We start from the raw sequence: 12,415 nt of genomic DNA on the forward strand, positions 1-12,415 counted from the left end.
CCCCAAGGATGCTTTCTTGCTTGCACCCGATTACAGAAGCTTGTCGAGGGGCGTGAAGGCGCTGGCGGCCCCGCCCCCGACCCTCAGAAGAAGGTCGCGACCGCGCCGGTCACGCCGTAGGCCTCGTCGACGGTGAAGAGCACCCGCCACTTGTCGAAGGTGGTGCAGGGGTGGGAGATGCCGCAGGCGACCAGGTCGCCGACGGCGAGCGGGCTGTCCTCGGGCACCGCCATTTCGGCGTGCTGGTCGTGCAGGCCGAGGATCCGGTGGCCCGGCGGCAGCGGCTGGGGCCCGTCCTGCCGGCCCGGCCGGTGCCAGGCCTGCGGCAGCGGCAGCCCGGCGTCGATGCCGGCGTCGCGCTTGCCGAAGCCGAGGATCGCCTTGCCGCGCTCGGGGCGCGACTGGACGTAGCTCCAGACCTCCAGGGCCGGCTGCAGCGGCTCGGCGACGGCGGCCAGCTCGGGCGAGCGGGCGGCGAGGCGCTCGAAGGCCTCGATGTAGGTCCCGGAGTCGTGGGTCACGTAGCAGCCGCTGCGGGTCAGCACCTGGGTCGGCCGGCCCAGACCCACCCGCCCGAAGCGCTTGACCACGAGGTCGTGGAAGGTCGAGCCGCCGGCCGACAGCAGCACCGGCGAGCGCTCGAACAGGCCCTCGGCGTCGCAGGCTTCCGCGAGCTCCGCCAGGAAGTCGAGGAAGACCGCGACCGCCGCCTCGCGGGCCTCCGGGGTCCCGGCCTGGATCAGCCCCTCGAAGCCCTCGACCCCGGCCAGCGCCAGGTGCGGCGCCGCCCGCACGGCGCGCGCCACGGCCAGCGCCGACTCGCGGTCGCGGCAGCCGGTGCGCCCGCCGGCGACGCCGCCCTCGAGCAGCACATTCAGCGGCCGCCCGAGGTCGCGCGCGGCCACCGCGGCCTCGAGCTGGGCGACGTTCTCCAGGGAATCGACCAGGCAGAGGACCTCGAAGCCGGGGTCGGCGGCCAGGGCGTCGAGCACCGCCCGGATCGCCTGGCGCCCGACCAGCTGGTTCGCCAGCACCACGCGCCGCACGCCGAAGCGGCGGCAGACCTCGAGCTGCTGCACCGTCGCTACGGTGATCGCCCAGGCGCCCTCGGCGAGCTGCCGCGCGAACAGCTGCGGCGCCATGGTCGTCTTGCCGTGCGGCGCGATGACCGCCCCGCCGGCCTCCAGGAAGCGCGCCATCCAGCGGCCGTTGTGCGCCAGCGCCGAGTCCTTGAGCACCGCCACCGGCAGCGGCAGGTCCTCGGCCAGGACGTTCCAGCCCTGCGCCCCGACCTCGCCGAGACGGAGCCGCCCCGCGGCGGCGGGGATGCCCTTGGTCAGGGCATCGAGGGGCAGGTCGTCGAGAGCCCGGCTGTCGAGGATCCGGGTGTCGGGTGCGGGGGTGTCGGGTGTCGGGGCGTCGGCTGTCGGGGCGTCGGGGGCTGAAAGGTCGGTCATGGGCTGCTGGCTCCAGTAGGGATCGCACCCGAGGTTCTACCCCGTCGGGCGCCCCGGGAACAGGATGACGCTCGGGAAGGGGCGAGGAAGTCTGAGCGCGCCGTCTGTCGTCCCTGCCCCGCATCGACCGTCATCCCGGAAGCCGCCTTGCCCGAAATCTTCGATTTCGTCGGCAAGGCGAGCTGTCCGGGATCCAGGCGCCCGGACTCGCCGCCTAGCGCCCCTGGATCCCGGGTCGCGAGGCTCGCGAAGCCGAAAGCCTGTTCCAGGCTTTCTGGCTCGCCTAGCGCCCGGGATGACGCACGAAAAGGAATGAGCGGCGTGGCGGCCGCCGACGCCGGCCCTCCCGTCGCTTCACGGTGAGCCTGTCGAACCGCGAAGCGTGCAGGCCCCGACGCCACGCCAGCGGCCCCGCCCCTACCCCTCCACGATCTCCGCGATGAAGCGCGGCAGGGCGAAGGCGGCGCGCTGGACCGCCGGCATCCAATAGCGGGTCGGAAAGTCGCCGGCCGCCCGGTGGCGCGCCGCCAGCTCCGCCTCCGGAACCCAGCGCAGCGCCGGATCGTCGGTCGCCCAGCCGAGCGCCAGGTGGCCGCCGGTGTAGCTCGGCACGGCGGTCAGGTAGCAGCCGGCGTCGGCGAAGAGCGCCCGCAAGTGCCCGACCGACGACCGCAGCTCCCCGGCCTGCAGGAAGGGGTTGCCGTTCTGGGTCGCCAGCAGGCCGCCCGGCGCCAGGCAGCCCCGGCAGCCGGCGTAGAAGTCGCGGGTGAAGAGCGCGGCGCCGGGTCCCTGGGGGTCGGTCGAGTCGACCAGGATCGCTTCGAAGCGCTCGCCGTCCGACTCCCCCGCCGTCTCGGCGAGGAAGCGTGCCGCGTCGGCGATCACCAGCTCGAAGCGCGGGTCGCCCATCACGGGGCCGGTGAACGCCGGGAAGTGCGTCTTGGAGAACTCCACCACCGCCGGGTCGATCTCGACCTGGACCAGCCGCTCGACCTCCGGATGGCGCAGCACCTGGCGGGCGAGGCCGCAGTCGCCGCCGCCGACGACCAGCACGCGCCGCGCCGCCCCGTGGGCGAAGAGCGGCACGTGGGCCAGCATCTCGTGATAGGCCCACTCGTCGGCCGTGGTCACCTGGATCGCGCCGTCGAGCAGCAGCACGCGCCCGAAGGTCCGGTTCTCGAACAGCACGAGATCCTGGTGGTCCGAGCGCTCCTCGTGCAGCACCCGCTCGGCACGCAGCGATGTCCGCAGGCCCTCGGCCTCGGTCACCGTCTCCTCGATCCAGCGGCCGCCGGCCCCCTCCCGGCGGCTAGGCATCCTTGCCGCGCAGCAAGTCGTCGACCGCCAGCTCCTTGGGCCGGAAGGCCTCGCGCAGCACCGGTACGCAGGCCTCGGGCCGCGCGTCGCCGCACATGAAGACGTCGAGCGCGGCATAGCCCCGCTCCGGCCAGGTGTGGATCGAGATGTGGCTCTCGGCCAGCACCGCGACGCCGGAGACGCCGCCATTGACCTCGAAGGGGTGCAGGTGGATGTGCAGCAGGGTCGCGCCCGCCGCCTCGACGCAGCGCCTGAGCGTCGCCTCGATGTGCGCCATCTCGTCGAGCCGCTCGGCCTCGTAGAGGTCGACGATCAGGTGCACGCCGGCGCAGCGCACGCCGTCGCGCTCGATGAAGTGGTCGAGCTGCGCGGTCCCCGCGTCGGCGCGCACAACGCCGCCGGGGCCGTCGAACTCTTCGGCGGGAAAGGTGCTCGGTACCCCCAAGCCCGTCCCCGCACGGAAGCGGGTGCCGTCAGGCATGCCCCTCCTCCCCAACCAGAGACCGAACCCGACGCCGGCCACGGCCGGCGCAAGGGATCCGCGAATGACGCCCCGCCTAGTCGGCGCGCAGGCAGCCAAGTCGGCGGAGGGCGCCCTAGGTAGCGGTTCGGGTCCCTCGGCTCAAGGGCGAATCGATCGTTTCTGGCCGGGCGATCGGTTCAGCCTCCGCACAGGACGGGCCCGAAGCGAAGCGCAGCCATCCACCTCGCGCCACCCCCGGCCGAAAAACTTGAGCGATGCAATGGAGGCACAGATGTACCTTAGGTAGTTTGCACTTTGCACGCGCTCTGGCAGACTGGCGCAAGCGAGGGGAGGGCACCAATGATCGCTCTAACTGATATAGAATCTGTCATCCGCGATAATCCGCAGGAACCAGCGAGCGCGCGCACCTTACTTCGACAATGGCTCTTTAGCCAGGCGGAAGACGAAGGCGCGAAGGGCTCGGTCGCCGACGCAATCGCACTACTCTCTGAACAGCCAAGCCACCACAGACAAGCAGCCATCGTACTCGTTCGCTGCTTGGCTATCAGGGATCTAATTCCCGAAGCCAACGCGCAAAATCAGCTAGTGCGTCATATCGTAACGCTTTGTGCAGCCGCTATACCGGAAATCCTCGACTACTTAAAGATCGAGAAGAAGTCACAAAGTTACGAAAAGTTTGAGCGATTGTTAACCGCCCATAAGACAATTTGTGAGCTGGTTCAACCACTGCGCACCTCGCCGGGCGACCTAGATGCTCTCCTGACAGCCCAGCGCCGCATACTCGGAAACCTCAACCATAGTATTGCACGGATCTATCTGGAGCCATTCGGTCTGAACGAGGTCAAGAAATTGGTCGAAGTTGTGACTGGCCGATTGCGCAAGGTGCATTCTCTTGAGGCAAGCCTACTCGTCGACGCCGAAGAATGCCAATCGGCGATCGCAGAAGCGAAAGAAACATCTCAATCAATCGGCACTTTCCTATCTAGCGACTACCTGGATCCCTTCCTCTCTCACGCAGAAGTTGCACTGGATAGCTTCCTTCATACAATTCGCGGCCGATTCACCACACGAATAGAGCGAAGCGGCACCGCATCAAGAGAACTTCAGAAGCGGTACCCTCTTTATGAGCCCGAACGCGAAGTCGAGATTGTTGTTCCAATGCGGAATACCGGCCCCGGCATGGCAACGAACCTTCAGATCTCCGCCGCCACCGAAGAATCGGAGATTATACTTGCTAATCACACCATCGCATTAGGGAACGTCCTGCCAGGAGATTTTTCCGTTACGCTTGATGTCATGGTGGTCGCGCCTATAGAGAAGTTTCACGGGATACTTGAGGTGACGTGGGGTGAAATTGGCAATCCGAACCGAAAAGACGCTCTTCTTGAATTTGAGGTACTGACTCAATCGTCGAAGGTCGATTGGCAATCGCTAGAGTATTGGACACCATACAGCACAGAAGTCGCCGAAGGAGACCAATTTGTCGGCAGAACCGAAAAACTCCGTCTGCTAGCGAGCAAGCTGCTTCGATCACCAATGGAGCCATTCTATGTCACCGGACAGAAGCGCGTCGGGAAAACGTCGCTAGTTAAGGCAGTGGCGGACTTCTCTGTAGAAAAGGCCGCAAACCATACGCTATCCTACCACTATATTCTTTGGGGCGCCGTCGCGCATTCCGACGCGAGCACCTCAATGAAACAGCTCGGTGAAGGCATTGAGGAGTTCATTTTCGAAACACTTCCCAACAGCTTCGTCATCGAGAAACGTTCCTATGACGGATCGTTGTCAGGGCTGGTTCAAGTTGCCGAAGCCGCCCGCAAGCTTTCACCCGACAAGAAACTTGTCATCGTCCTTGATGAGTTCGACGAAATTCACCAAGAACTTTACATGCGTGGCAATCTGGCAGAGACGTTCTTTGCAAATCTGCGCGCGCTATCAAGGTGCAAGAATGTTTGCGTGGTGCTTGTGGGCGGGGAAAATATGCCGTTCATCATGGATCGGCAAGGACAGAAACTGAACAATTTTTTTAGGTTCAATCTTGATTATTACTCACGCGAAGATGAATGGCAGGATTTTCAACTTCTTGTGACGCAGCCAACATCGCAAGTTATTAATTGGCACGAAGACGCGATCGGTGAAATCTTTAACGTAACAAATGGGAACCCGTACTTTGCCAAGATCGTGTGTGCGGCTACAGTTCGCTATGCGATCGAAGAACGAGACGCCGACATTACGCAGAAAGAGATCAGGCGTGCAGTTGAAAGCGAAGTTTCGGTCCTGGGGGCTAATTCATTTGCTCACTTGTGGCAGGACGGTATCCCAGTAGCCCTAGAGGAGCGGGAGCCTGATGTCTTGCGCAGGATGCGTGTACTGTTAACCGCCGCGCGAACCCTCCGCAAGCAGCAGACTTTATCGTTAGCGTCTCTAGTAGACAACAAAGGCGGCATCCCTGTTTCAGACACTGAAATAAGGCTTGTAGTAGATGACCTCATCAGGCGAGAAGTTTTGGAAGAAAAAGATGGGGCGCTTGATTTCGTCTTGCCGATCTTCCGGTTATGGCTTGTAGACGTTGGAGCTAGGCAGCTGGTGGCGGACTCCATGAGGCAGGAGTTAGCGAAGGCTATGCTAGACGAAGAGAATGACGCGCGCATACTGTCCGAAGAGATCGTCTCGCTCGCCAAGGGCTGGCCCCCGTACAGAGGAATGCACATAGGGACTGATGCGATTCGGAGCTGGTGTGAACAGGTTGAGAATCCCCGCGACCAACGCTGCCTATTTCGCATTCTTCAAAAGCTTCGATTCTATAGTGAGGCGCTCGTTAGATCAAAGCTACGTGAAGCTTATGATCTGTTAAGGCCGGAACTTCCTGAGTTCGTACAGCGCAGAAGAAACCAGATGCGCTCGGACGTGTTAATGACGTATGTCGATGGCGCCGGAAAAAGCGGCGCAAGCTACGCGTCAATGTTTGCTGAAGAGAACCGGCTGCCGGCAAGGAACATTATTGAACGGTCTGCATTCCCGGCAATGTATTCCGAACATGTTAGAAGAAATGGTGCGGCATCAATGGTCGTGGTTATAGACGACATAGCTGCAACGGGCAAGTCACTAGAAAGGAACCTGAAGGAGTTCTTCCAGACGAACGGCAGCATTCTCGAGGGGGTCAAGGTGCGTGTTGTGTCACTAATTTCTACGGGAATTGCCAGAGACCTACTGGCCGATCTTGATTTTACGCCAAATGATTTCGCCTTTAGAGCCTGTGAGCTCATTGGAGACGAGGCGTTCGCCTTCCCTGCATCTGGTGCTGGCTGGCCGTCGGAGGACAGCTATCTCCGGGCTAGGTCGCTATGCACTGACCTCGGAAGTCGGATTTATAGGGACAATCCGCTCGGGTATGGTGGACTCGGCCTTTTGGTCGTGCTCCCCACTACCGTACCGAACAATACTCTGCCGATTCTCCACTCTTCCTCTACAGCTCAGAGTGGTAAGCGGTGGAGTCCTTTGTTCCCGAGGCCAGTAAACTAGTGTAAGTTGTAGAGGATGAAACGTCCGTAACACTGGCATTGCATTCCGCACCGTTTGTGTCATCCTTCGCCGCGACGCCCACCCCGCACGGGTCCGCCGCATGTCGCGCTACTCCGCCCTCGCCCTGGTCCGCCACGCCTTCTCCGGCCATCGCGACTGGGCGCCGGCTTGGCGGGAGCCGGAGCCGAAGAGCCGCTACGACGTGGTCATCGTCGGCGGCGGCGGGCACGGGCTGGCGACGGCCTTCTATCTCGCCAAGAACCACGGCATCGCCAACGTGGCGGTGCTGGAGAAGGGCTGGCTGGGCGGCGGCAACACCGGGCGCAACACGACGATCGTGCGCTCGAACTACCTGCTGGACGGCAACGCGCCCTTCTACGAGCACTCCCTGAAGCTGTGGGAGGGGCTGTCGGCCGAGCTCAACTTCAACGTCATGTTCTCGCAGCGCGGCGTGCTCAACCTGGCGCACTCCGACGGGCAGATGGACGCCTACGCCCGGCGCGGCAACGCCATGCGCCTGTCGGGCATCGATTCCGACCTGCTGACCCGCGCGGAGGTCGGCGCCTTCTGCCCGCATGTCGACCTGGAGAACGCGCGCTTTCCGGTCTACGGCGGGCTGCTGCAGCGCCGCGCCGGCACGGCGCGCCACGACGCCGTCGCCTGGGGCCTGGCGCGCGGCGCCGACTCCCTGGGCGTCGACCTGATCCAGAACTGCGAGGTGACCGGCATCCGGCGCGAGGGCGACCGGGTCGTCGGGGTCGAGACGACGCGCGGCTTCATCGGCTGCGGCAAGCTCGGCCTCGCGGTCGCCGGCAACACGGGACGCCTCGCCGAGATGGCCGGCCTGCGCCTGCCGATCGAGAGCCACGTGCTGCAGGCCTTCGTCACCGAGGGCCTGAAGCCGCTGGTCGACCACGTGGTGACCTTCGGCGCCGGGCACTTCTACATCAGCCAGTCGGACAAGGGCGGCCTGGTCTTCGGCGGCGACCTCGACGGCTACAACTCCTACGCCCAGCGCGGCAACCTGCCGGTCGTCGAGGAGGTCGTGTCGATCGGCATCGCCATGATGCCGGCGATCGCGCGCACCCGGCTGCTGCGCCACTGGGGCGGCGTCATGGACATGACCATGGACGGCAGCCCGATCATCGGCAAGACGCCGCTGGCCAACCTCTACCTCAACGGCGGCTGGTGCTACGGCGGCTTCAAGGCGACGCCGGGCAGCGGCTGGGTCTTCGCCCACACCATCGCCGAGGACCGGCCGCACCGCCTGAACGAGGCGCTGTCCCTGGAGCGCTTCCGCAGCGGCCGGACGATCGACGAAAGCGGCCACGGGCCGCAGCCGAACCTGCATTGAGGGGGAGGGAGATGATGCACGCCGCTCTTGCCCCCCCTTTCCGTCATCCCCGCGAAAGCGGGGATCCATGGGCATGCGAGGCCGGCACGTACCCCGCTGGGTCCGCGCTTGCCGTACCGGCGTATGGATCCCCGCTTTCGCGGGGATGACGAGTGAGAGCCCCGCCTTCGCGGCGATGACGACCGAGAAAGCCCCCTAGGACCGCCCCATGCTGCGCATCCCCTGCCCCTTCTGCGGACCGCGAGACCACAGCGAGTTCAGCTATCTCGGCGACGCCTCGCTGCGGCGGCCGGCCGAGGAGGCGCCGCTCGAGGCCTGGTTCGACTACGTCTACCTGCGCGACAACCCGCGCGGCCGCTTCCGCGAGTACTGGCACCACGCCCAGGGCTGCCGCCAGTGGCTGGTCGTCGAGCGCGACACCCTGAGCCACGAGATCTTCGGCGCCGAATCCGCGCGCGGCGCAGCGGCCGCCGGGGAGAGCGCGGAATGACCCAGCCCTTCCGGACACCTCGCGGAGCGCTGGGCGGCGGCCTCGTCGACCAGGGGCGCAGCCTCGCCTTCACCTTCGACGGCAAGGCCTACAGCGGCCATCCGGGCGACACCCTGGCCTCGGCCCTGCTCGCCAACGGCGTGCGGCTGGTCGGACGCTCCTTCAAGTACCACCGGCCGCGCGGCGTCTTCTCGGCCGGGCCGGAGGAGCCGAACGCCCTGGTCGAGCTGCGCTCGGGTGCAAGGCGTGAGCCGAACACGCGCGCCACGGTCGCCGAGCTCTACGACGGGCTGGAGGCGACGAGCCAGCACGCCTGGCCGTCGCTGAAGTGGGACCTGGGCGCGCTCAACCAGCTGGCCGCCCCCTTCATCCCGGCCGGCTTCTACTACAAGACCTTCATGGGCCCGACCCGGCGCGCCTGGATGGTCTACGAGCACTTCATCCGCAAGGCCGCCGGCCTCGGCCGCGCCGCCGAGGCGGCCGATCCCGACAGGTACGAGAAGCGCCACGGCTTCTGCGACCTGCTGGTGGTCGGCGGCGGGCCGGCCGGCCTGGCCGCGGCGCTGGCGGCCGGGCGCGCCGGCGCCCGGGTGGTGCTGGCCGAGCAGGACTTCCGGCTCGGCGGCCAGCTGCTGACCAACGGCCAGTCGGTGGCCGGCGAGTCAGGCCCGGACTGGATCGCCGCGGCCGAGGCCGAGCTGGCGAGCCTGCCCAACGTCGAGCTGCTGGTCCGCACCACCGCCTTCGGCCTCTACGACGGCGGCGTCGCCGGCCTGGTCGAGCGGGTCGCCGACCACAAGGCCGCGCCCGAGGCGGGCGAGCCGCGCCAGCGCCTGCACCTCTGGCGGGCGCGCCGCATCCTGCTGGCGGCGGGCGCCATCGAGCGGCCGCTGGTCTTCGCCAACAACGACCTGCCGGGGGTCATGCTGGCCGGGGCGGCGCGCACCTATGCCCGGCGCTTCGGCGTCCAGGCCGGCCGCACGGCCGTGCTCTTCGCCACCCACGACGCCGCCTACGCCGAGCTGCCGGCGCTGCTGGAGGTTGGCATCGAGGTCGCCGCCGTCGTCGACCCCCGGCCCGACCCGGCCGAGGCGGCGCTGGCCCGCGCCCTCGGCATCGAGGTGCTGAGCGGCCGGGCCGTCGCCCGCGCCCACGGCAGCGGCCGGCTGGCCGGCGTCGAGATCGCGCCGCTGTCGGAGAAGGCCTGGGGCGGCGCCGCCGACTTCCTGGCCTGCGACCTGCTGTGCGTGGCCGGCGGCTGGACGCCGACCCTGCACCTGCACAGTCACGTCGGCGGCCGGACCGAGTGGGACCCGCGGCTGCTGGCCTTCCGGCCCGGCGCCAACCCGCAGGGGCACCGCTCCATCGGCGCCTGCGCCGGCTCCTTCGCGCTGGCCGACTGCCTGGCCCAGGGCTTCGCGGCCGGCGCCGAGGCGGCCGCCGCCTGCGGCCACGAGAGCCCGGCCCAGCCGGCGCCCGCGACCCAGCCGGAGCCCGGTGCCGAGGCGGAGGCGGTGCCGCTGGCGCTCTTCGCCTGCCCGCCGCCGGCGGTGCGCGGCGGTAAGCGCTTCGTCGACATCCAGGACGACGTCACCGTCGAGGACCTCGGCCTCGCCAACCGCGAGGGCTACCGCTCGGCCGAGCAACTCAAGCGCTACACGACGCTCGGCATGGGCACCGACCAGGGCAAGACCGCCAACGTCAACGGCCTGGCGATCCTGGCCGAGCTGCGCGGCCTGAGCGTGCCGGAGGTCGGCCACACGACCTTCCGCCCGCCCTTCACGCCGGTGACGCTCGGCGCCTTTGCCGGCCGCGAGGTCGGGCGCGCCTTCAAGCCGGTGCGGCGCACGCCGCTGCACGACTGGCACGTCGCCGCCGGCGCCTCGATGATCGAGGCCGGCCTGTGGCTGCGGCCGCGCTACTACCCCAAGGCGGGCGAGGGCCTGTTCGAGGCGCAGAACCGCGAGGCCAGGCACGTCCGCAGCGCGGTCGGCCTGTGCGACGTCTCGACCCTGGGCAAGATCGACATCCAGGGCCCGGACGCCGCGGCCTTCCTCGACCGCGTCTACTGCAACATCTTCTCGACCCTGAAGGTCGGGCGCGCGCGCTACGGCCTGATGCTGCGCGAGGACGGCCACGTCTTCGACGACGGCACGACCTCGCGCCTCGCCGAGAACCGCTACTTCATGACCACGACCACGAGCGGCGCCGCGGCGGTCATGGCGCACCTGGAGTTCCTGCTCCAGGCGGTCTGGCCGGAGCTCAGGGTCTCGGTCGCCTCGGTCACCGACCAGTGGGCCGGCATCGCCGTCGCCGGTCCGCGCAGCCGCGCGCTGCTGGAGCGGGCGGTCGAGGGCTGCGCGCTCGACAAGGAGGCCCTGCCCTTCATGGGCATCGCCGAGGGCCGGATCGCCGGCCTGCCGGTGCGCATCTTCCGGATCTCCTTCTCGGGCGAGCTGGCCTACGAGGTCAACGTCGCGGCCGACCACGGCACCGCCGTCTGGGAAGCGCTGATGGCGGCGGGCCGGGAGCTGGAGGTCATCCCCTACGGCCTGGAGGCGATGGCGGTGCTGCGCATCGAGAAGGGCCATGTCGCCGGGCAGGAGCTCGACGGGCGCACGACGCCGGAGGACCTGGGGCTCGGCCGCATGGCCGGCACCCGCAAGCACTACGTCGGCCGCCGCCTGCTCGAGCGCGAAGGGCTGGCCGACCCCGAGCGGCCGCGCCTGGTCGGCCTGGTGCCGAGCGACGGCCGCACCCGCATCGACGCCGGCGCGATCCTGGTCGAGGGGCCGGAGCTGGCGCCCACCGCCGGCCAGGGGCCGATCCGCAAGCTCGGCCACGTGACCTCGGTGACCTGGAGCGAGAACCTGGGCAAGCCGATCGCGCTGGCCCTGCTGTGCGGCGGCCAGGCGCGCGCCGGCCGGCCGCTCTACGCCGCCTACCCCTTGCGCAACCGCACGGTCGCCGTCGAGGTGACGGCGCCCTGCTTCATCGATCCGGAAGGAGAGCGCCTCCGTGGCTGACACCTCCCTTGCTGGCCCCCGCCCCGCCGAACGGCTCTCGGCCCTGAGCGGCCACGACGCGCCCGGCCGCTTCGGCGCGCCCGGCGAGCCCGCCGTCACCCTGAGCGAGCGCCGCGGCCTGGCCCTGGCCCTGCTCTCCGGCTTTCCCGAGAGCCGCGCGGCGGCGGCCGCCGCCGTGCAGTCGGTGCTCGGGCTGGCGCTGCCCGAGGCGGGCCATTCGACTGCGGGCGAAGGCGGCGAGGTCCTCTGGCAGGGCCCGGAGCGCTGGCTGCTGGTCGCGCCCGAGGGTGCGGACCCGGGCGCGGGCCTGGTCGCGCGCCTGGAGGCCGCTGTGGCCGAAGAGCCGACCCTGGCCGTCACCGACCTCGGCCACGCCCGCACCGTGATCCGTCTGGAGGGCCCCGGGGCCCGGGCGCTGCTGGCCAAGGAAGCGCCGCTCGACCTGGCGCCCGAGGCCTTCCCGCCCGGCGCCGTCGCCATGACCCGCTTCGGCCACCTCGCCGTGACGCTGCACTGCCGCGGGCCCGAGAGCCTGGAGATCCTCGCCTTCCGCTCCTTCGGTCTCGCCCTCTTCGAGGAACTGCGCGACCGCGCCGAGGAGCTGGGCTACGCCGTGGCGCCGCCGGCGCGGGGGTAGGCGGCGGGGGCCCAACTCGTCATCCCCCCTCCTCTCCGGTCATCCCCGCTCCTCCTCCGTCATCCCCGTGAAAACGCACTGGTGTCCGGGATTTGTGATGCGGCCTGAGTGTCATGAGAGTTGGAGAA

At 68.0% G+C, this 12,415-nt stretch carries 8 protein-coding genes; 5 read left to right on the forward strand and 3 right to left on the reverse strand.

What is annotated here, in order from left to right; translation table 11 throughout:
* Window positions 1–83 precede the first annotated feature (83 nt).
* From WD341_RS02320 to speD, 3 genes are all read right to left on the reverse strand, one after another.
* Window positions 84–1,457 (reverse strand): amino acid deaminase, encoded by a 1,374-nt coding sequence (locus WD341_RS02320; RefSeq protein ID WP_368423800.1) that lies wholly within the window; start codon window positions 1,455–1,457, stop codon window positions 84–86.
* Between the two features lie 417 nt (window positions 1,458–1,874).
* Entirely contained in the window at window positions 1,875–2,774 is a 900-nt protein-coding gene (gene speE / locus WD341_RS02325; RefSeq protein WP_368423801.1) for a polyamine aminopropyltransferase, read from the reverse strand.
* The gene (gene speD / locus WD341_RS02330) at window positions 2,767–3,255 is read right to left on the reverse strand and encodes an adenosylmethionine decarboxylase (RefSeq protein ID WP_368423802.1); all 489 of its coding nucleotides are present in this window, start codon (window positions 3,253–3,255) and stop codon (window positions 2,767–2,769) included. The genes speE and speD overlap by 8 nt, the downstream gene beginning before the upstream one ends.
* A 342-nt stretch (window positions 3,256–3,597) precedes the next feature.
* On the opposite strand from speD, the gene WD341_RS02335 reads away from it, so the two are divergent.
* From WD341_RS02335 to WD341_RS02355, 5 genes are all read left to right on the forward strand, one after another.
* Window positions 3,598–6,780, forward strand: coding sequence for an ATP-binding protein (locus tag WD341_RS02335; protein ID WP_368423803.1), 3,183 nt, complete (start codon window positions 3,598–3,600; stop codon window positions 6,778–6,780).
* 100 nt (window positions 6,781–6,880) lie between these two features.
* A complete protein-coding gene (locus WD341_RS02340) occupies window positions 6,881–8,134 on the forward strand; it encodes a sarcosine oxidase subunit beta family protein (protein WP_368423804.1) in 1,254 nt (417 codons plus the stop codon).
* A 208-nt stretch (window positions 8,135–8,342) separates the two neighbouring features.
* Complete coding sequence (locus WD341_RS02345; protein WP_368423805.1) at window positions 8,343–8,624, forward strand: sarcosine oxidase subunit delta; 282 nt, start codon at window positions 8,343–8,345, stop codon at window positions 8,622–8,624.
* The gene (locus WD341_RS02350; protein ID WP_368423806.1) at window positions 8,621–11,650 is read left to right on the forward strand and encodes a sarcosine oxidase subunit alpha family protein; all 3,030 of its coding nucleotides are present in this window, start codon (window positions 8,621–8,623) and stop codon (window positions 11,648–11,650) included. Before WD341_RS02345 ends, WD341_RS02350 begins: the two co-directional genes overlap by 4 nt.
* Entirely contained in the window at window positions 11,643–12,287 is a 645-nt protein-coding gene (locus WD341_RS02355; protein WP_368423807.1) for a sarcosine oxidase subunit gamma, read from the forward strand. The genes WD341_RS02350 and WD341_RS02355 overlap by 8 nt, the downstream gene beginning before the upstream one ends.
* Window positions 12,288–12,415: the final 128 nt, after the last annotated feature.

The organism is Tistlia sp., from assembly GCF_040905785.1.
Taxonomy (GTDB): Bacteria; Pseudomonadota; Alphaproteobacteria; order Kiloniellales; family DSM-21159; genus Tistlia.

Bases quoted from the DNA above. Each gene is read 5' to 3' on its own strand.
- WD341_RS02320 (WP_368423800.1), bottom strand. From the start codon at position 1,457: ATGACCGACCTTTCAGCCCCCGACGCCCCGACAGCCGACGCCCCGACA.
- speE (WP_368423801.1), bottom strand. From the start codon at position 2,774: ATGCCTAGCCGCCGGGAGGGGGCCGGCGGCCGCTGGATCGAGGAGACG.
- speD (WP_368423802.1), bottom strand. From the start codon at position 3,255: ATGCCTGACGGCACCCGCTTCCGTGCGGGGACGGGCTTGGGGGTACCG.
- WD341_RS02335 (WP_368423803.1), top strand. From the start codon at position 3,598: ATGATCGCTCTAACTGATATAGAATCTGTCATCCGCGATAATCCGCAG.
- WD341_RS02340 (WP_368423804.1), top strand. From the start codon at position 6,881: ATGTCGCGCTACTCCGCCCTCGCCCTGGTCCGCCACGCCTTCTCCGGC.
- WD341_RS02345 (WP_368423805.1), top strand. From the start codon at position 8,343: ATGCTGCGCATCCCCTGCCCCTTCTGCGGACCGCGAGACCACAGCGAG.
- WD341_RS02350 (WP_368423806.1), top strand. From the start codon at position 8,621: ATGACCCAGCCCTTCCGGACACCTCGCGGAGCGCTGGGCGGCGGCCTC.